The following is a 19,304-nucleotide window of genomic DNA, read 5'->3' on the forward strand; positions in this document are numbered from 1 at the left end:
TGGAGTTTGCATGGTTCCAGCTGACTGCCTCGACTATTCCGTCATGCCTGCCCATCGTTATGAACAGCTGGTTCAGTCGGTGGTGGATTATGCCATCTACATGCTCGACCCTTCCGGCCATGTGGTGTCGTGGAACGCCGGCGCACAACGGATCAAGGGTTACCGTGGAGATGAAGTGATCGGCAAGCACTTTTCGTTGTTCTTCACCCCCCAGGATTGTGCGGATGGCCGCCCCGAGCGCCTGCTGCGCCAGGCGCTGGAGCAGGGTGGGGCGCAGGACGAAGGCTGGCGGGTGCGCAAGGACGGTACACAGTTCTGGGCCCTGGCTGCACTGGATGTGATCCGTGATGAAAATGGCCAGATCATTGGCCTGGCCAAGGTGACACGCGATATCACTGACCGTCGCGAGTCGGCGCTGCAGCTGGACGCAGTGCGCGCCCAGCTGTTCCAGGCGCAGAAGCTTGAAGCCCTCGGCCAGTTGACCGGTGGTCTGGCGCACGACTTCAACAACATGTTGACCATCATCATCAGCTCGGCCCGCCTGGCGCTGGCCACCCAGGACCCGGCTCGCGCCCAGCGCATGTTGCAGCACATCCTCGATGCCAGCCAGCGCGGTACCGAACTGACCCAGCAACTGCTCAGCTTTGCTCGTCACCGCAAGTTCGATGTGGCCAGCGTTGCCCCGGCAGACGTGGTGACCGCTACGCGTGGCCTGCTTGAACATGCATTGCCAGGCTCGATTGACTTGAAGGTATTGCTGCAACCGGACCTGCCGCTGATCGAGGTGGATGCCGGGCAACTGCAGATGGTGTTGCTCAACCTCTTGTTCAATGCCCGTGATGCCATCGAGGGGCATGGCCAGATCAGCCTGACAGTCGATGTGGTCGAACTGTTCGGCGAAGTTGAAGGGCTGAAGGGCAGCTTCGTGCGCTTCGAGGTCCAGGACAGCGGCGCAGGCATACCCACAGAGATACTGCCGCGTATCTTCGAGCCGTTTTTCACCACCAAGCCTTTCGGCAAGGGTACCGGCCTGGGGCTCAGCCAGGTCTATGGTTTCGCCCGGCAAAGTGGCGGTGCGATTTATGTCGACAGCGAGCCTGGCCGGGGAACTTGCATGCGACTGTACTTGCCAATGTATCAGGACCAGACGGATAGCCCACTCGACAGGTAGACAACATGGCACAGGCACTGAAGCGGCTGGTAACGGGGATCGACGGGCTCGACGCGTTGCTCAAGGGCGGCCTGATCGCTGGCGCCTCCTACATTATCCAAGGGCCGCCGGGGGCCGGTAAGACCATCCTTGCCAATCAGCTGGCCTGCGGCCACGTGCGTGGCGGTGGTCGGGTGCTGGTGGCCACGTTGCTGAGCGAGTCGCATGAACGCTTGTTCCAGTATCTGTCCACGCTGGACTTCTTCGACCCGGCGCTGGTCGGCGAACAAATCCAGTTCGTCAGTGCCTTTGATACGCTTGAGCAGGACGGGCTGGATGCAGTGGTGCGCTTGCTGCGTCAGGAAATTGCCCGGCAACAGGCCAGCCTGCTGATCGTCGACGGTGTGCTCAATGCTCGGGTACGTGCGGAAACCGCGCTGGACACCAAAAAGTTCGTCTCTGAGCTGCAGGGGCATGCAGCCTTCGCCGGCTGCACCGTTCTGCTGTTGACCAGTGCCCGGCTGGACGAGGGCAGCCCGGAACACACCATGGTCGATGGCGTGATCGAACTGGGTGAGCAACTGGTGGGCAGCCGCGCCGTGCGCCATGTTCAATTGCGCAAGACCCGTGGTAGTGGTGCGTTGTCGGGGCGTCACGAATGCCTTGTCGATGAGTCCGGCATGCAGGTTTATCCTCGCCTGGAAGCGTTGTTCAGCCACCCCAGCCAGTTGGGCAGCGGCACTTTGGTGCGTATCAGCAGCGGTGTGCCAACCTTCGATGAAATGCTTGGCGGTGGTTTGGCCACTGGGTCAGTCAGCCTGTTGATGGGGCCTTCGGGAAGTGGCAAGACGTCATTGGGCCTGGCCTTTCTCGGTGCCAGCACCCCGCAGGCACCGGGGTTGCATTTCGGTTTTTACGAAACGCCCGAACGCCTGCGCAGCAAGGCCGCTTCGCTCGGTTACGATTTTGCCGCGATGGAGCAGGGCGGTAGCTTGCAACTGTGCTGGCAGCCCACCACCGAAGGCTTGCTGGACCAGGTTGGCGCGCGGCTGCTGGAGCGTGTGGCGGCGCAGGGCAGCAAGCGCGTGGTGATCGACAGCCTTGGCGCATTCAGCCGGCTGGCAATTGACTCGACGCGGCTCAATGCGTTTTTCCGCGCGCTGGCGGGTGAGTTGCGCGCGCGCGATGTCAGTGTGATCCTGACCTGGGAGATGCGCGACATCTTCGGCGCGGAAATCAGCGCCCCCGCGCCGGACCTGTCGAGTATCGTCGACAACCTTATGCTGATGCGCTTTGTTGAGCTGGACTCGCAACTACGGCGCATGCTGTCGGTCCTCAAAGTACGTGACAGCCACCATGACCCGGCCTTGCACGAGCTGCTGATCGGGCCGCAAGGCATTACCTTGCGCAAGGCGTTCGAAGGTGCCTGCGGTGTGCTTTCGGGAACGCCGACGCCGCAGGGGAGCGGGTGACGGACGAGCCGATGAACACCATCCTGATTGTCGATGACGAATACCTGATCGCCGATATCCTCGGGTTTGCCCTGGAGGACGAAGGTTTCCTGGTGGAAAAGGCGAGCAATGGCTGCAAAGCACTGGAGGCGTTAAAGGAAAAACGCGTGCAGCTGGTGATTACCGACTACATGATGCCGCTACTCAATGGCGAGGAGTTGGCGCGTGCCATACGCGAGGACCCGGCGTTAAGCGAGTTGCCGGTCATCCTCATGAGCGGCGCGCAGGCCAGCCAAGGATGTCCGGCCCTGTTTGCCGCAATATTCGACAAGCCTTTCGACATGGATGAGATGATCGCCACGGTGCATCAGTTAATTGGCACCTGAGGCTGGCGGTCGAGCGCATCCATGCCCCTTAGGGGAGGCTCAGTGCGAGTCTTCGTGCTTCTCCGGAGCCGGGCTGCCGGCCTGGATGCGTTTGAAGATCTCTTCTCGATGGACCTGAACATCTTTCGGTGCATCGATACCAATCCTCACCTGCATCCCTTTGACGCCCAGAATGGTGACTTTGATGTCATCGTTGATGACGATGCTTTCGCCAACCTTACGGGTGAGTATCAGCATGTAGTTCTCCTTGGTGATATAAAAATCCGCAGGGCTAGTTGCCCTGGCGGCGGGAGCTTGTCCCTCTTCCTTCTCATTAAAGACGCTTTCGGCGGATAGGAATTCCCCGACAGACAAATTCTGTTGCGTGTCTTCAGTTGCAGGTGCCAAAGCAAACCGTCAACGGTTTGTCGGCCAAGGCGCTCGCTGCCAAGAATAGGGGGGTTGGCGGCTAATGGGAAATTTCTTCGCATCATGGGCTGAATAGACAAGCTTAATGGTCCTCCTGTTCCTCGAGAGCCTGAAGAAACAACAGCAAGGCCACTTCCTCCGGGTCCAGGCCTTTGCGCGCACGTTTTTTCGGCAAATTGGCCAGGCGCCCCAAGGCATAGTGCTCCAGGACTGCCGGGTGGATGTAGCAGCGCCTGCACACTGCCGGCGTATTGCCCAGGCGCGTGGCTACCTGGCGGACTATCGCGGCGACCTGGCGTTTGGCTTCACTCTCCGGCTCCCAGGCCAAGGGCCTCAGCAGGTTCAATGCCAGGCTGCTGCCGGCCCAGGTGCGATAGTCCTTGGCGGTGAAATCGGCGCCGGTCAACTGCTGCAAAAACTGATTGATCTCGCTGGAGCCGACACTATGGCGCTGGCCGTTTTCATCCAGGTACTGAAACAGCGCCTGCCCAGGCAGTTCCATGCAGCGTTTGAGCAAGTTGGCCAGGCGCCGGTCATTGAGGGGGACGCTGTGTTCGACGCCGCGCTTGCCGCGGAACTGGAAGCGAATGTTGCTGCCTTTGACCTGTACATGGCGATTGCGCAGGGTGGTCAGTCCATACGACTTGTTATCGCGCAGGTAGCGCTGGTTGCCAATGCGAATCAGGGTGTGGTCCAGCAGGCTCACTACCAGCGCCATTACCTTTTCCCGGTCCAGCCCTGGCCGCGCCAGGTGGGCTTCCAACTGTGTGCGCAGCGTTGGCAGGGCCTGAGCGAACGCTAGCATGCGCCCGTATTTGTGCTGGTCGCGCAGTTCGCGCCACTGCGCGTGGTAGCGGTACTGCTTGCGGCCACGGGCATCGCGGCCAGTGGCTTGCAGATGGCCTTGCGGATCGGCGCAGATCCACACATCGGTGTAGGCCGGGGGAATCACCAGTGCGGCGATGCGCGAGAGGGTGTCGCTGTCGCGTACCCGTTGGCCATCGGCATCCAGATAGATGAAGCGGTCGCGCCAGCGCCGACGGGTCAGGCCCGGCTGACTGTCGTCAACGTAGTGCAGGGTGCGCGGCAGGGGGCAGTCGAGCATGGGCTGCAGGCCTCGATCGGGTCACAGCTCAATGGACAATACGCGCGCGAAGGATGCTCAACCCAAAAGGGCCACCGACTTGATCTGGGCGAACAGTACCTGCCCTGTGTGCAAGCCGAGCTGGTCTGCCGAGAAGCGGGTGATGCGTGCAAGCAGGGCATTGCCCCCGGCATCCAGGCTGACCAGCACATGCGCCGGGTTGGCCGCCGGTCGGCTCTCGCGCACACGCACCGGCAGGCGGTTGAGGATGCTCGATGCGCTGTCCGCCGCCAGTGCCAGGCTGACGTCCCGGGCCTGCACCTTGACGCGCAGGGTACTGCCCATCAGCTGCGCCGCGTGGGTGATGCGCAGCAGCGGCCCGCTGCTGCCGGGCAGGCGCAGGTCAAGCAGGCCGTAGTGCGGGTCGTGCCCTACCACCGTACCCTCGAGCACCACGCCGGCATCGTCGCCCTGGGCCAGCGACAGGTCGAGGCGAGCCAGGGTCTCGCCGATCGGGCCGCTGGCGATTGCCCGGCCTTGTTCCATCAACACCAGGTGGTCGGCCAGTCGCGCGACTTCATCCTGGGCGTGGCTGACATAGATCAGCGGGATGTCCAGTTCGTCGTGCAGGCGCTCCAGAAAGGGCAGTATCTCGCGCTTGCGCGGGCCGTCGAGGGCTGCCAGCGGCTCGTCCATCAACAACAGCCGTGGGCTGCTGAGCAGGGCGCGGGCAATACCCACCCGCTGCGCCTCGCCACCAGACAGGGTTGCCGGGCGGCGGTCCACCAAGTGGCCGATACCCAGCAGTTGGCAAGCCTGGTCGAGGCTGACCTTGCGTTCAGCGGGCGCTACCCGGCGCCAGCCGAACGCAAGGTTGCCGCGCACTGACAGGTGCGGGAACAGGCTGGCTTCCTGGAACACATAGCCCACCGGGCGCAGGTGCGGTGCCTGGAAGTAGCCACGGGTGCTGTCTTCCCAGACTTCGCCGTTGACTTCGATATAGGCGCTGGCGGCCCGCTCCAGCCCGGCCAGGCAGCGCAGGCAGCTGGTTTTACCAGAGCCGGAGTGACCGAACAGGGCGCTGATGCCGCGCCCGGGCAGGTGCAGGTTGACGTCCAGGGTAAAGTCGTCGCGTGCCAGTTTCAGGCGCGCCACAATCGATGCGGTCATTTCAGCTCCAGCCAGCTTTGCCGCGGCGTCCAGCGTACAGCAGGAGCAGCACCAGGAAAGAGAACACCAGCATGGCACCGGCCAGCCAGTGGGCTTGCGAGTACTCCATGGCTTCGACGTGATCGAAAATTTGCACCGAAACCACGCGGGTCTTGTCGGGGATGTTGCCACCGATCATCAGTACGACGCCAAACTCGCCCACCGTGTGGGCAAAGCCGAGGATGCTGGCAGTGACGAAGCCAGGGCGGGCCAGCGGCAGCACCACATGAACGAAGGTGTCCCATGGGCTGGCGCGCAGGGTGGCGGCGACTTCCAGGGGCCGCTGGCCGATTGCGCCAAAGGCATTCTGCAGGGGTTGTACCACGAACGGCAGGGAGTACACCGTCGAGCCAATCACCAGGCCTGTGAAGCTGAACACCACAGTGCCCAGGCCCAGCGCCTGGGTGGCCTGGCCGAGCCAGCCGTGCGGGCCAAGGGCGATCAACAGATAAAAGCCGATCACCGTCGGTGGCAGTACCAGCGGCAGTGCCACCACCGCCCCCACCGGCCCGCGCAGCCATGAGCGCGTGCGCGCGAGCCACCAGGCGACGGGTGTGCCGATAACCAGCAGGATCAGCGTGGTCAGGCTGGCCAGTTTTACGGTCAGCCAGATGGCACCCAGGTCACTTGCATCCAGTGGCATCAGCGTTGATAACCATAGGATTCGATCACCGCTTCGGCTTTCGGGCCTTTGAGGTATTCGACCAGTGCCTTGGCGGCCGCATTGTCCTTGCCTTTGTTGAGGATGACAGCGTCCTGGCGGATCGGGTCGTGCAGATTGGACGGCACGATCCAGGCCGAGCCATTGGCCACCTTGCCATCCCTGTAGATCTGCGACAGGGCGACGAAGCCCAGCTCGGCGTTGCCGGTGGAGACGAACTGGAAGGCCTGGGTGATGTTCTGGCCTTCGACGATCTTGCCTTTGGTGGCCTCGGTGAGCTTCAGCCTGTCCAGTACCTGGGTGGCGGCCAGGCCGTAAGGTGCCGCTTTCGGGTTGGCGATGGACAGGTGTTTATATGCGTTCTTCTTCAGCACTTCACCCTTGGCATCTACGTAGCCTTCCTTCGCAGACCACAGGGCCAGAGTGCCGATGGCGTAGGTAAAGCGCGAGCCGGGTACGGTTTCCTTTTCTGCTTCCAGCTTCTTGGGGGTGGTGTCGTCAGCGGCGAGGAACACCTCGAACGGTGCACCGTTCTTGATCTGCGCATAGAACTGCCCGGTGGCGCCATAGGCCGCGACCAGTTTGTGGCCGGTGTCCTTTTCGAAGGCCTTGGCGATGGCCTGGACAGGGGCTGTGAAGTTGGCTGCGACCGCGACCTGGACTTCGTCGGCCCAGGCCGTGTTGAACGCGAGCAGGCTGGCCAGGGCAGTGACGGCCAACTGGGGCGAGCGAATACGCATGAAGACAGCTCCTTGAGATTATCGTTATAGCCTTAACTATATAGCGATAAACCATTGGCCGTGAAGAGGGCAGGCCTGCTTGTCAGAATGCCTGGTGACCAATCACTGCCAGTGCTTTCCCGGCGATCTCCCGGGTCAGCTCACCCGCGGGCATGTGCCGCCCCAGCCGCAATGCCTGGCCCGACCAAAGATTGCTGAAGTCACTGTTACCCTGGGGATCGGTGATCGCCCGTAAAGGCATCAACGCCCCACCCGCCAGGGGGAAGCGCGGTGCAAGCTCACTCATCGGCCCCAGCTCACGCATGATGCGATTGTTGATGCCCCGCGCCGGGCGGCCGGTGAAAAGGTTGGTCAACGCGGTGTCGCTGGCAGGCGCGCTGTCCAGCGCCCGGCGATGCGCTGGCGACACCTTGGCCTCGGGGCAGAACAGGTAAGCCGTGCCGATCTGCACTGCCGAGGCACCCAGGGCCATTGCCGCCAACAGCCCGCGGTGGTCGCCGATACCACCGGCGGCAATCACCGGCACGCTGACGGCATCGGCCACCTGCGGTACCAGAGCGAAGGTGCCTATCTGGCTGGTGATGTCATCGCTGAGGAACATGCCGCGATGGCCACCGGCTTCATAACCCATGGCGATGATAGCGTCGCATCCATTGCGCTCCAGCCAGACCGCTTCTTCCACGGTCGTGGCGCTGGACAGTACCTTGGCGCCGGTGGCTTTTACCCGCTGCAGCAGTTCGGCCTGAGGCAGGCCGAAGTGGAAGCTCACCACCTCAGGGCGCAAGGCTTCGACCAACTGGCAGCTCTGCTCGTCGAAAGGCGCGCGGTTGGACACTGGCGTGGGCGCTGCGAAATCGGCGCCCACTTCGCTGTAATAAGGCTCAAGTGCCTGCTTCCAGCGCGCATCGCGCTCGGCATCGGGCGCTGGCGGCTGGTGGCAGAAGAAGTTCAGGTTCAGCGGGCGCCCCGGGCAGCCGGCGCGGAATGCAGCGATCTCGGCGCGCACCTGTTCGCCGCTGAGCATGGCGCAGGGCAGGGCGCCCAGACCACCTGCCAGGCCCACGGCAATGGCCATGACCGAGCCGGTGGCCCCCGCCATGGGGGCCTGCAGAATGGGCAGCTCGATGCCCAGCAGGTCGAGGATACGGCGGTCTGGCCAATGGCTCATGCGATTCTCCTTGCGTAGGGCGAGCGATGCGGCGGGGGCTTGCGGCGAGTCTTACAGGGCCTTGCTGACCTGGATGTCGCTGATTTTCTCGGCGTCTTCGCCGTGGATCTTGCGCAGGGCCTCGAGGGCTTGCTCTTGCGAGGCATCGGGCATCAACGCGAAATCCCAGCGACGCTGGCCGTCGAGCTTGTATTTGATGACGTACTTGATGGTCTGGGTCATGGTGGCCTTATCTGAGTTTCGACGACGAACGACGGATGATCTTGATCTTGTGGGTCAGGGTTGGCTTGCGGGTGACCGAGATCGGGCGAGTAGTGACGGTATCGATGGTGATGTTCCAGAAGCCGGTGCTGGGTACGGTGATCTTTGCCGGAAACTTCTCGAAATGGCCGCCGTGGTAGGTATGACGGCCGCCGTTCTTGAAGCTGCGGAAGTTGGCGTCGTTCATCAGGCGGATATTGCAGCGCTGGGAGCACTCGATGACGACAATATCGTCCTCATTGAGGTGCTCGCGCTGGTGTACGAATTTCATGTGATGCTCCGCAAGGTTTGGATCTGCAAAAGCAAAAGATACCACGATGTGCCGTTAGACTGCCGCGTTGATCGCCGGGCGTAGATAATTCTGCCAAAGCAGGGAGCAAAACCGCCTGGATGTGGTCGAAGCGAATTCTTGAAGGCAGAGGTGCAGCAAATGAAGTGGATGGTGGCGGCGTTGTCGGTGACGCTCGGTGGCTGCGTGAGCGTCGCAGAGCTGGAGCAATCGCGTGAAACGATGGATGTGATCTCTGGCAAGAGCCCGCGCGCCTATGCCGATTGCGTAAAGGAGAAGCTGGCCGATACGCGTGACCCGCTGACCGAAGAGCCGCGTGGCGACGGCCTGCGGCTGATCGTCCCGCAGAAAATCACCTCAGGTGCTGGCCCGGCGGCGCTGGTGGATATCGACGAGCGCGGCAGCGGCAGCAGCATCAAACTGCACGAGCGGCTGAATAACTTCCCGCTGCGCCTGGGGGATGTGCGCACCGCCGCCACCGAATGCATCTCCGGAAGTTGATCTGAAGCAACGGGTGCTCCTTTCTCTGCTTATATGTTTTGAGCCTAAACATATAACAAAAGAAAAGGAGATTCGTGATGACACCGTTGAGACGCGTGGTGATCGGCAGCCTGCTGATCCTGGCCTGGCCCACGGCACATGCCGCTGACGGTCAGAAGGTCTTCACCCAGGGTGGGGCCAACCCCGCCGCCATGGCCTGCCTTGGTTGCCATGGCCCGGACGGCAAGGGCATTGCCGCTGCCGGCTTTCCACGTTTGGCCGGGCTTCCGGCCGGTTACCTTTCCAAGCAGTTGCACGACTGGCGCAACGGCAGCCGCAAGCAGCCAGTGATGGAGCCCTTGGCCAAGGCCTTGAGCGACGATGAAATCAAGGCCGTCAGTACCTACCTGGCCAGCCTGCCGGCAGCACCCGCTGGCGACCTGCGCCGGCAGCAGATTGCCAATGACCCTACCACTCGCATGGCCCTGTACGGCGACTGGAGTCGGCAGATTCCCGGCTGCGTGCAATGCCACGGGCCGGGTGGCGGCGGGGTGGGCGAACACTTCCCGCCCTTGGTCGGCCAGCCCGCCAGTTACCTGGTGGCACAGCTCAATGCCTGGCGCGACGGCAGCCGCAGCAATGACTCCAATCAGCTGATGGTCGGCGTGGCCAAGGCCATGACCGATGAGGAGGTCAAGGCCGTTGCCGAGTTCTTCGCCCGCCCCGTCAGCCAGGAGGTCACGCCATGAAAACCATGATTCCAGTCTTGTGGCTGCTGACCGTGGGCAGCGCCCAGGCCACGCCGATCGCCATGGAAGACCAGTCGCAGTTGAAGGTTCCCGGTGTGCAGGCGGCACCGCAGTTCGTGCCGCCCGCTGAGCGTGAGTTGCCCGATAATGCCTTTGGCAAGATGGTGCGTGAAGGCCATGCCTTGTTCGTCGACACCCGCCGATTGATGCCCGAGGCTGTGGGCAACGGCATGAACTGCAGTAACTGCCACCTCGATCAGGGGCGATTGGCGCATTCGGCGCCGCTGTGGGGCGCCTACCCGATGTACCCGGCGTACCGCAAGAAAAATGACAAGGTCAACACCTTCGCCGAGCGTATCCAGGGGTGTTTTCAGTTCAGCATGAACGGCAAGCCGCCGGCCGCTGACAGCCCGCAGATGACCGCGTTGGCAGTGTATTCATACTGGCTGTCGACCAAGGCACCGACCGGTGTGGAGATTGCCGGACGTGGTTATCCGGAGGTGGCACAACCCAAGGGTGGTTATGACTTCAAGCGCGGCCAGCAGGTTTACCGTGAACAATGCGCGATTTGCCATGGCGATAACGGTGAAGGGCAAAAGGTCGCAGGCGAATACGTCATGCCACCGCTGTGGGGCAAGGACTCCTACAACTGGGGGGCTGGCATGCACCGCATCAACACCGCTGCGTCGTTCATCAAGTACAACATGCCGCTGGGCAAGCCAGGCAGCCTAAGCGACCAGCAGGCCTGGGACGTGGCGGCGTGGATCAACCGCCACGAGCGGCCACAGGACCCGCGGCTGGTGGAAGGATCCATCGAGAAAACGCGGGTGAAGTTTCATGCCAATGATGGGGTGAACCTGTATGGTCAGCAGGTCGATGGGGTGCTGATCGGACAAGGGACGGGGAGTTGATGTAAGTCTTAGGCGGCCTCTTTGCGGATGAACCCGTCGACGAGGCCGCCACAGGCACGCTGATTTGCCTGTCATCCAACGGTCATGTATGACAGCAATATTTACGATCCCCCGGAACTATCTACACTGGGATATCTCTATGATGGCATCGGTCGTTATCGGGGGCATTGTAAGGTCACTGCCGCCTGATTAGACTGCGCCGAATTCCACAGGCCTAGCCTTTTGTAAGGACGTATATGATCAAAAAATGCTTGTTCCCGGCAGCCGGCTACGGCACTCGCTTCCTGCCTGCTACCAAAGCCATGCCCAAGGAAATGCTGCCGGTGGTCAACAAGCCACTGATCCAGTACGGCGTTGAAGAAGCACTGGATGCTGGCCTGAACGAGATCTCCATCGTTACCGGGCGCGGCAAGCGGGCCCTGGAAGACCACTTCGACATCAGCTACGAGCTGGAAAACCAGATCAAGGGCACCGACAAGGAAAAATACCTGGTCGGTATTCGTCGTCTGCTCGACGAGTGCTCGTTCTCGTACACGCGCCAGACAGAAATGAAAGGCCTCGGCCACGCCATCCTCACTGGCCGCCCACTGATCGGCGACGAGCCGTTCGCGGTGGTGCTGGCGGACGACCTGTGCGTCAACCCGGAAGGTGACGGCGTGCTGACGCAGATGGTCAAGCTGTACAAACAGTACCGCTGCTCGATCGTCGCCATCCAGGAAGTCGATCCGCAGGAAACCAACAAGTATGGTGTGATCGCCGGTGAGATGATTCGCGACGACATCTTCCGTGTGACCAACATGGTCGAAAAACCGGCCCCCGAAGACGCGCCCTCGAACCTGGCGATCATCGGCCGTTACATCCTGACCCCGGATATCTTTGACATCATCGCCAATACCAAACCAGGCAAAGGCGGTGAAATCCAGATCACCGATGCCCTGCTGCAGCAGGCCAAAGATGGCTGCGTGATTGCCTATAAGTTCAAAGGCAAGCGTTTCGACTGCGGTGGTGCCGAAGGCTACATCGACGCGACCAACTTCTGCTTCGAGAACTACTACAAGACTGGCAAGGCATACTGATTAGCCCTGTTGGCCTCAAAGCCATCCTTCGGGGTGGCTTTTTTGTTTGCTGCGGCCAACGGCGGTATGCTGGACGCCTGCCTAGGAGAGTGAATACATGGCCTTCGATTTTGATCTGTTCGTGATTGGCGCCGGGTCCGGTGGTGTGCGCGCAGCGCGTTTTGCTGCCGGTTTTGGCGCAAAAGTGGCAGTGGCTGAAAGCCGCTACCTGGGGGGGACCTGCGTCAACGTCGGTTGTGTGCCGAAAAAGCTGCTGGTGTATGGCGCGCACGTTGCCGATGAACTGGAGCAGGCCGCAGGTTACGGCTGGACGTTGGAAGAGGGGCATTTCGACTGGGGCACCCTGATTGCCAACAAGAATCGGGAAATCGAGCGCCTCAACGGTATCTACCGTAACCTGCTGGTCAACAGCGGGGTGACCCTGTTGCAGGGCCACGCGCGTCTGACGGGGGCCAACGAAGTGGAAGTGGACGGTCAGCGCTACTCCGCCGAGCACATCCTCATCGCTACGGGTGGCTGGCCGCAGGTACCGGACATCCCCGGCAAGGAACTGGCCATCACCTCCAACGAAGCCTTCTACCTCAAGAGCCTGCCGCGCCGCGTGCTGGTGGTGGGCGGGGGTTATATCGCCGTCGAATTCGCCGGCATCTTCCAGGGCCTGGGTGCCGACACCTCACTGCTGTACCGTGGCGACCTGTTCCTGCGCGGCTTCGATGGCTCGGTGCGCACCCACCTGAAGGAAGAACTGGAAAAGCGCGGCCTTGACCTACAGTTCAACGCCGACATCCAGCGCATCGACAAGCTTGAAGATGGTCGCCTCAAAGCCACGCTCAAGGACGGTCGCGAGCTGGTCGCCGACTGTGTGTTCTATGCCACTGGCCGGCGCCCGATGCTGGACAATCTGGGCCTGGAAAACACCGGCGTCGAGCTGGATGCGCGCGGCTACATCCGGGTTGATGAGCAGTACCAGACCACCGCGCCCTCGATTCTTGCCATTGGCGATGTGATCGGCCGTGTGCAGTTGACCCCAGTGGCCTTGGCTGAAGGCATGGCCGTGGCGCGGCGCCTGTTCAAACCCGAGCAATACCGCCCGGTGGATTACCAGAACATCCCCACTGCGGTGTTCAGCCAGCCGCCAATCGGTACCGTGGGCTTGACCGAAGAACAGGCGCTGGAGGCCGGGCACAAGGTGCAGGTATTCGAAAGCCGCTTCCGGGCCATGAAGCTGACCCTGACCGACATTCAGGAAAAGACCCTGATGAAGTTGGTGGTCGATGCCGAGACCGACAAGGTGCTGGGCTGCCACATGGTCGGTCCAGACGCTGGCGAGATCATTCAGGGCCTGGGCATTGCGCTTAAAGCCGGTGCGACCAAGCAGCAGTTCGACGAAACCATCGGCGTGCACCCGACGGCGGCTGAAGAGTTCGTCACCATGCGTACAGTCACCCGCTGATAACGCGGAACCTGCTGTACAGCCTGTAGAAGCAGCCTTGTGCTGCGATGGGGCCCTTGCTCGGGCCTCTTTGCAGCAAAAAGGCTGTTACAGGGATGTGTACGGGGCCGGATCAATACACCCACACTTCGACCCGCCGGTTGCGCAGCCGGCCTTGCTCCAGTTCATTCCCGGCCACTGGCAATTCATCGCCCATCCCGGTCACCTGAAGCACCTCCACTCCACCGCGTGCCAGTTCGCGGCGCACCGCTTGCGCGCGCAGGCGGGAGAGCAGGGCTGCGCGCCCGGGGGTTTCCTTGGGGTCGCCGAACCCCACCAGCACTGCCTTGCCCTGCAGCTTTCCGGCCAGGCGCAGGTACTCTGCCACCCGCTGCACGTCGCGCAGGGCCTTGTTGTCCAGGTTGGCGCTTCCTTCCTGGAATCGGAAGTTCACACTCAGCCGCTGCGCCTGCTGGGCCAGGGTGCGATAACGCGGTGGCATGTCGCGTTGGGGGGCGACAGACAGGGCCTTGATCTGCTGCGAAACGAAACCCTGCTGGGCGATGATCGCCTGGCCGGCCGGGCTCTGAGCGAAATCGGCCAGGGCCTTGGCCTGGGGCTTGGGGTTGGCTGGCAAGTAAAAATACAGGCGCCGCGAGAGCGGGTAGTCCTCACTGGCCACCCGTGCGCGCTCCGGCAGCATGGCCGGTGCGTCGCCCTCGGCCACCGCCAGCACCTTGGCCCCGTGTACGGCGGCCAGGCTGCTGAAACCGATGGCCTGGCGGTCGGTACCCACGTGTACCGCCAGTTCGTCGCTGGACTCGAAGCGCCTGGCCTTGGCCGAAATTTCGGCGTGCTGAGGTTCCAGCACCAGTGCCTTGAAGGTCTCGAAAGTCCCGGAACGGTCGTCTCGGGCATGCAGGTGAATGGCCCCGCCAGGTACGCCCAGTTGTTCCCAGCGCTGGATCTGCCCAGAGAAAATTTCCGCCAGTTGCCGGGTGTTCAGTTGGGGTATTGGGTTGTCGGGGTGGACGAAGACTGCGACGCCGTCGAGGCCGATCACGTGTTCGGCGCCAGCTGCGCGCAGGTCGCCCAGCGCCTGCAACCGGTGGACTTCACTGTCGTTGATCGGCCGCGAGGCAGCGGCCAGGTCCGCTTCGCCCCGGCCCAGTGCGACAAAGCCGGTGCTTGAGCCGTGTGCGGCAATGTCGATGCGCAAACGCTGGCCGTGCACGTCGCGGGCGGTAACCACCCACTCGTTGGCGACCTTGCCTGGCTGTTGTTCGATGGCTGTGGCCTGCTGCGCGCGCAATTGCCCCTGTACCAGCGCCGGCAGCAAGGCCGCACCGATGGTATTGGAGCCTTGCACGCGCAGGTGCAGGGGCTCAGCCAAGGTTGCGAGAGGTAACAGGGTGAGCAGCAAGACAAGCAGGCGGAGCATGCCGGGTGGCCTGTGGCATAGAGTTGGCCGGCAGATTACGACAGTGGCGTGATGATAATGTGACGGGGGCGTACGCCTTTAATCGTGCAGCGCCTGTCAGATCGTGCGCCGCGCGGACGTTGCTCGATCTGGCAGGCGCTGCAACGCAGAAGAGCGTTAGTGCGCCCCGGCTGACTTGCTCAGGTCGCTCTCGGCCCATTCGGTATAAATGCACGCGTCTGCCACTGCCCAGCGCACCTTCACGCTGTCGCCCGGCTGCATTGGCATGCCCGCAGCCGACAGTGCCTTCACGGTCAGCTCGGTACCCCCGGAAGTCACCACATGGCAGGTCTGGCTTTCACCCAGGAACAACACTTCGCCAACCTTGGCGCTGACCTCGTTCCAGCCCGCCGGCAGCGGCTCGCGCGTGGCCTGTTCAGCGGTCAGGGCCACGGCCTTTTCCGGGCGCACCATGATCAGTGCATCCTGCGAGACGGCCAGCCCCGGGGTCAAGCGAATAGCCACTGGCTGGCCCTCGAAGCTGCCCGCGCCGTTGCTGCTGGCCTTGATCCGCAGGAAGTTGGAGTTGCCCAGGAACGATGCGACAAAGGCATTCGGCGGATTCTGGTACAGGTCGTAACCGGTGCCCAGGCCGACGATCTTGCCGTGGCTGAAAATGGCGATGCGCTGGGACAGGCGCATGGCTTCTTCCTGATCGTGGGTGACGTAGACGATGGTGATACCCAGGCGGCGGTGCAACTGGCGCAGTTCGTCCTGCAGGTCTTCACGCAGCTTCTTGTCCAGTGCGCCGAGCGGCTCGTCCATCAGCAGGATGCGCGGCTCGTACACCAGCGCTCGTGCAATCGCCACGCGCTGCTGCTGGCCGCCCGACATTTGCGAGGGTTTGCGGTGGGCGAACTGCTCCAGTTGCACCAGCTTGAGCATGGCGTCGACGCGCTTGGCGGTTTCGGCAGCGCCGAGTTTGCGAATGGCCAGTGGGAAGGCGATGTTGTCACGCACATTCAGGTGCGGGAACAGCGAATACCGCTGGAACACCATGCCGATGTCACGCTTGTGCGGCGGCACGTTGACCAGCGACTGGCCGTCGACCAGGATTTCGCCGCTGCTCGGTGTTTCGAAGCCGGCCAGCATCGACAGGGTGGTGGACTTGCCCGACCCGCTGGAACCGAGGAAGGTCAGGAACTCGCCGTCCTGGATCTCCAGGTCGAGGTTGTCCACGGCGGTGAAGTCGCCGTAGTGCTTGTTCAGGCCGCGCAGGCTGACCAGGGCCTTGCCGTGCGCGTTGTCTTTGATCACTGCACTCATTGTTGTTATCTCCGCGCACTCAGGCGTTGGTTTCGGTGCGCCGGCGCAAGGCGGCGGCAATGAACATGACAAGCAGCGACAGGCCTATCAGCAGGGTCGAGGCCACGGCGATCACCGGGCTGAGGTCCTGGCGCAAGGTGGTCCACATCTTGACGGGCAAGGTCTGCAGGTCGGGGCTGGCCATCATCACGCTCAGCACCACTTCATCCCACGACACCAGAAAGGCGAACAGGCCACCTGCGATCATGCCGGGGCGAATGGCCGGGAAGGTCACCTTGAAGATGGCTTGCAGGCGCGAGGCGCCGCAGATCACCGCGGCATCCTCTATCGACTGGTCGAACAGCTTCAGCGAGTTGATGATCGAGATGATGGTGAACGGCAGGGCGACGATCACGTGGCTGACCACGAACGCAAACAGCGTGCCGGTGTAGCCAAGCTTGAGGAACAGCGCGTACACCGCAACGGCAATGATCACCAGCGGTACGATCATCGGCATGGTGAAGAGCCCGTACAGCAGCTCGCGGCCCGGGAAGCGGCCACGCACGAGGGCGAACGCGGTGGGCAGGCCCAGCAGTACGGCGGCGACCGTGGTCAGCGCAGCCACCTTCAGGCTGGCCAGCGCGGCCTCCATCCACTCCGGGTTGGAAAAGAACTGGCTGTACCACTTCAAGGTCCAGCCGGGTGGCGGGAACACCAGCCACTGGGATGAGCCGAACGACAGCAGCACGATGAACACCACCGGCAGCAGCAGGAAAGCCGCAATCGCCCCGGTGGTCAGGTACAGGCCCGTACGCAGCGGGCGGCCCATGGCATTGGGAGACAAGAGCATGGCGGATTACCTCGGGTTGCCAACCGGGGATTCCGGCTGCAGCTTCAGGTACAGGTAGAAGAGCACCAGGGTGATCGCTACCAGGAGTGCGGCGGCGGCGCTGGCCAGGCCCCAGTTGAGGAACGACTGCACCTGCTGGATGATGAATTCGGGCAGCATCATGTTCTGCGCACCCCCCAGCAGCGCCGGGGTGACGTAGTAACCGAGCGACATCACGAACACCATCAGTGCCCCGGAGAACAGCCCCGACCGGCACAGCGGCAGAAACACCTTCCAGAAGTTGGTCCACGGGCTGGCGCCACAGATCGAACCTGCCTGTAGCACCATCGGGTCGATGGCGTGCATGGTCGCCTGCAGTGGCAGCACGATGAACGGGATCATGATGTAGCTCATGCCGATCACCACGCCGGTGAGGTTGTGCACCATTTCCAGCGGGGCATCGATGATGCCCATGGCCATCAACGCCTTGTTGATCACCCCCGAGCCTTGCAGCAGCACCAGCCACGAGTAGGTGCGCGCCAGCAGGCTGGTCCACATCGACAGCAGCACGATGTTCAGCAGCCAGCGGCCCCAGCCCTTGGGCACCAGGGTGATTGCCCAGGCCAGCGGGAAGCCCAGCAGCACGCTGATCAGGGTAACCACGCCGGCCACCGAAAAGGTGTTGAACAGCACACGCGCGTAGGCCGAGTTGGCAAACAGCTGCTCGTAATTACCCAGCCCCGGGGTGGGTTCCAGCACCCCGCGCAGCAACAGGCCGATCAGCGGCGCGAAGAAGAACACGCCGAGGAACAGCAGGGCGGGCAGCAGGTTGCGGCTGCCTTTCCAGCGCTGGCTCAGGCTTGCGCGGCGCGGGGCGGTGCCCGGGGCGCCGGCACCCGTGGGGGCACCTTGCGCATTGTGCAGGGCGTTGATGGCGACTTTCATTTGACCAACCACTCATTCCAGCGTGCCGCGATGGCTTGACCGTTCTTGGCCCAGTAGGCGAAGTCGAGGGTGACCTGGTCCTGGGCGTAGGCAGTCGGCAGGTTTGGCGCGAGGTCTTTGTCCAGTTTGGCCACGCTGTCGACGTTGACCGGCGCGTAGGCAGTCTTGTTGGCGAATTCGGCCTGGCCTTCGGCGCTGCTGGCGTTGGCCAGGAATTTCATGGCCGCGTCCTTGTTCTTGGCGCCTTTGGGGATGACCAGGAAGTCGGCCATGACCAGGTTCTGCTTCCAGCTCACGCCCACCGGTGCACCGTCTTGCTGCAGGGCGTAGACACGGCCATTCCAGAACTGGCCGAGCGAGGCTTCACCCGAGGCCAGCAACTGCTGCGACTGGGCGCCACCGCCCCACCAGACGATGTCTTTCTTGATGGTGTCGAGCTTCTTGAAGGCGCGGTCCAGGTCCAGCGGGTACAGCTTGTCGGGGGCTACGCCGTCGGCCAGCAGGGCCAGTTCCAGCACGCCTGGGCTGGGCCATTTGTACAGGGCTCGCTTGCCGGGGTAGGTCTTGGTGTCGAACAGCGCGGTCCAGTCCACCGGCTTGTTGGCGCCGAGCTTGCCTTCGTTGTAGCCGAGCACGAAGGAGAAGAAGAATGAGCCGACGCCATGATCGGAGACGAAGCGTGGGTCGATCTTGTCGCGCTTGATCTGGGTGAAGTCGAGGGGTTCGAGCAGGCCTTCACTGGCAGCACGCAGGGCAAAGTCGGCTTCGACGTCGACTACGTCCCACTGCACGTTGCCACTCTCGACCATGGCTTTGAGCTTGCCGTAGTCGGTGGGGCCGTCCTGCACGACCTTGATGTTCGTGGCCTTGGTGAACGGTACGGCCCATGCTTCTTTCTGGGCGTCCTGGGTTGTACCGCCCCAGCTGACGAAGTTGAGGCTGTCGGCGGCCTGAGCGGCCTGACATGCCAGGGTCAGCAGGCTGGCAGACAGCACTGCGGTTACACGTTTGCTTAACAGCATGGTTACGCCCTCGTTGCTTTTGTTATTCGAGGCGGGGCTCTTGGTGCGCCCGCCAATGGTGTTCGGGGAGCAGCTAAAACAAAGTGTTCTGGTGGCCGTTTTTAATTGTAGGTGCCGGCCTGCAGACTCAAGGTCTACGGGATATCATATTATGGTATTCCAAGATTTTGGCAAGAGGTCTGGGGCGACCGGCCATCACTCCGCCCTGTCAAAAGCACCAAGGGCCCTGTAGGAGCGGGTTCACCCGCGAATGCGTCGGTGGCGTCTGCATCGCATTCGCGGGTGAACCCGCTCCTACAGGGCCTCGATAAATCAGTTGTGTATGTTG

At 62.4% G+C, this 19,304-nt stretch carries 21 protein-coding genes; 8 read left to right on the forward strand and 13 right to left on the reverse strand.

The features are described from left to right. The first annotated feature begins 10 nt into the window (after positions 1–10). Genes ACF8EF_RS16570 through ACF8EF_RS16580 form a run of 3 tightly spaced genes read left to right on the forward strand, consistent with a single transcriptional unit; the run spans position 11 to position 2,987 of the window. Positions 11–1,171, forward strand: coding sequence for a nitrogen regulation protein NR(II) (locus ACF8EF_RS16570; RefSeq protein ID WP_176682373.1), 1,161 nt, complete (start codon positions 11–13; stop codon positions 1,169–1,171). 5 nt (positions 1,172–1,176) lie between these two features. Then, positions 1,177–2,622, forward strand: coding sequence for an ATPase domain-containing protein (locus ACF8EF_RS16575; protein WP_392462043.1), 1,446 nt, complete (start codon positions 1,177–1,179; stop codon positions 2,620–2,622). 11 nt (positions 2,623–2,633) lie between these two features. Then, a complete protein-coding gene (locus ACF8EF_RS16580; RefSeq protein WP_010954660.1) occupies positions 2,634–2,987 on the forward strand; it encodes a response regulator in 354 nt (117 codons plus the stop codon). A gap of 39 nt (positions 2,988–3,026) precedes the next feature. Here the strand turns inward: ACF8EF_RS16580 and csrA are convergent, their stop codons facing one another. The 8 genes from csrA to ACF8EF_RS16620 form a co-directional block, all read right to left on the reverse strand. Further along, positions 3,027–3,224 carry a carbon storage regulator CsrA gene (gene csrA, locus ACF8EF_RS16585; protein ID WP_012051904.1) on the reverse strand — a complete coding sequence of 66 codons (198 nt, stop codon included), beginning with the start codon at positions 3,222–3,224 and terminating at the stop codon, positions 3,027–3,029. 253 nt (positions 3,225–3,477) lie between these two features. Continuing rightward, the gene (locus ACF8EF_RS16590; RefSeq protein WP_392462044.1) at positions 3,478–4,500 is read right to left on the reverse strand and encodes a DNA topoisomerase IB; all 1,023 of its coding nucleotides are present in this window, start codon (positions 4,498–4,500) and stop codon (positions 3,478–3,480) included. Positions 4,501–4,557: 57 nt separating this feature from the next. Next, positions 4,558–5,649: a molybdenum ABC transporter ATP-binding protein gene (gene modC / locus ACF8EF_RS16595; protein WP_392462046.1), complete on the reverse strand. Its 1,092-nt coding sequence runs from the start codon at positions 5,647–5,649 to the stop codon at positions 4,558–4,560. Position 5,650: 1 nt separating this feature from the next. Further along, a complete protein-coding gene (modB, locus tag ACF8EF_RS16600) occupies positions 5,651–6,331 on the reverse strand; it encodes a molybdate ABC transporter permease subunit (RefSeq protein WP_103462322.1) in 681 nt (226 codons plus the stop codon). Next, positions 6,331–7,089: a molybdate ABC transporter substrate-binding protein gene (modA, locus tag ACF8EF_RS16605; RefSeq protein WP_392462048.1), complete on the reverse strand. Its 759-nt coding sequence runs from the start codon at positions 7,087–7,089 to the stop codon at positions 6,331–6,333. Before modA ends, modB begins: the two co-directional genes overlap by 1 nt. An 82-nt stretch (positions 7,090–7,171) precedes the next feature. Beyond that, positions 7,172–8,257, reverse strand: coding sequence for an NAD(P)H-dependent flavin oxidoreductase (locus tag ACF8EF_RS16610; protein WP_392462049.1), 1,086 nt, complete (start codon positions 8,255–8,257; stop codon positions 7,172–7,174). Positions 8,258–8,308: 51 nt separating this feature from the next. Beyond that, positions 8,309–8,479, reverse strand: a complete 171-nt coding sequence (locus ACF8EF_RS16615; protein ID WP_012051910.1) for a hypothetical protein — start codon at positions 8,477–8,479, stop codon at positions 8,309–8,311. A 7-nt stretch (positions 8,480–8,486) separates the two neighbouring features. Beyond that, on the reverse strand, positions 8,487–8,789 hold the full coding sequence (locus ACF8EF_RS16620; RefSeq protein ID WP_003250918.1) for a DUF1883 domain-containing protein: 303 nt from the start codon (positions 8,787–8,789) through the stop codon (positions 8,487–8,489). A 159-nt stretch (positions 8,790–8,948) separates the two neighbouring features. On the opposite strand from ACF8EF_RS16620, the gene ACF8EF_RS16625 reads away from it, so the two are divergent. The 5 genes from ACF8EF_RS16625 (at position 8,949) to gorA (ending at position 13,476) form a co-directional block, all read left to right on the forward strand. After that, complete coding sequence (locus ACF8EF_RS16625) at positions 8,949–9,308, forward strand: hypothetical protein (protein ID WP_176682380.1); 360 nt, start codon at positions 8,949–8,951, stop codon at positions 9,306–9,308. Between the two features lie 77 nt (positions 9,309–9,385). After that, positions 9,386–10,036, forward strand: a complete 651-nt coding sequence (locus ACF8EF_RS16630; protein WP_392462050.1) for a c-type cytochrome — start codon at positions 9,386–9,388, stop codon at positions 10,034–10,036. After that, a complete protein-coding gene (locus ACF8EF_RS16635) occupies positions 10,033–10,947 on the forward strand; it encodes a c-type cytochrome (RefSeq protein WP_209966962.1) in 915 nt (304 codons plus the stop codon). The genes ACF8EF_RS16630 and ACF8EF_RS16635 overlap by 4 nt, the downstream gene beginning before the upstream one ends. A gap of 236 nt (positions 10,948–11,183) precedes the next feature. Next, positions 11,184–12,023, forward strand: a complete 840-nt coding sequence (gene galU, locus ACF8EF_RS16640; RefSeq protein ID WP_014590484.1) for a UTP--glucose-1-phosphate uridylyltransferase GalU — start codon at positions 11,184–11,186, stop codon at positions 12,021–12,023. A gap of 97 nt (positions 12,024–12,120) precedes the next feature. Beyond that, positions 12,121–13,476, forward strand: coding sequence for a glutathione-disulfide reductase (gene gorA / locus ACF8EF_RS16645; protein WP_176682383.1), 1,356 nt, complete (start codon positions 12,121–12,123; stop codon positions 13,474–13,476). A gap of 112 nt (positions 13,477–13,588) precedes the next feature. Here the strand turns inward: gorA and ACF8EF_RS16650 are convergent, their stop codons facing one another. The 5 genes from ACF8EF_RS16650 to ACF8EF_RS16670 form a co-directional block, all read right to left on the reverse strand. Beyond that, positions 13,589–14,896: a substrate-binding domain-containing protein gene (locus ACF8EF_RS16650; RefSeq protein WP_392462052.1), complete on the reverse strand. Its 1,308-nt coding sequence runs from the start codon at positions 14,894–14,896 to the stop codon at positions 13,589–13,591. 156 nt (positions 14,897–15,052) lie between these two features. After that, positions 15,053–16,201 (reverse strand): ABC transporter ATP-binding protein, encoded by a 1,149-nt coding sequence (locus ACF8EF_RS16655; RefSeq protein ID WP_176682385.1) that lies wholly within the window; start codon positions 16,199–16,201, stop codon positions 15,053–15,055. A 19-nt stretch (positions 16,202–16,220) separates the two neighbouring features. After that, a complete protein-coding gene (locus ACF8EF_RS16660; RefSeq protein WP_176682386.1) occupies positions 16,221–17,030 on the reverse strand; it encodes an ABC transporter permease in 810 nt (269 codons plus the stop codon). 6 nt (positions 17,031–17,036) lie between these two features. Next, the gene (locus ACF8EF_RS16665) at positions 17,037–17,954 is read right to left on the reverse strand and encodes an ABC transporter permease (RefSeq protein ID WP_176682387.1); all 918 of its coding nucleotides are present in this window, start codon (positions 17,952–17,954) and stop codon (positions 17,037–17,039) included. Further along, complete coding sequence (locus tag ACF8EF_RS16670) at positions 17,951–18,976, reverse strand: ABC transporter substrate-binding protein (protein WP_021784242.1); 1,026 nt, start codon at positions 18,974–18,976, stop codon at positions 17,951–17,953. The genes ACF8EF_RS16665 and ACF8EF_RS16670 overlap by 4 nt, the downstream gene beginning before the upstream one ends. Positions 18,977–19,304 lie beyond the last annotated feature (328 nt).

Source organism: Pseudomonas sp. zjy_15 (assembly GCF_043101865.1).
GTDB lineage: Bacteria > Pseudomonadota > Gammaproteobacteria > Pseudomonadales > Pseudomonadaceae > Aquipseudomonas > Aquipseudomonas putida_Y.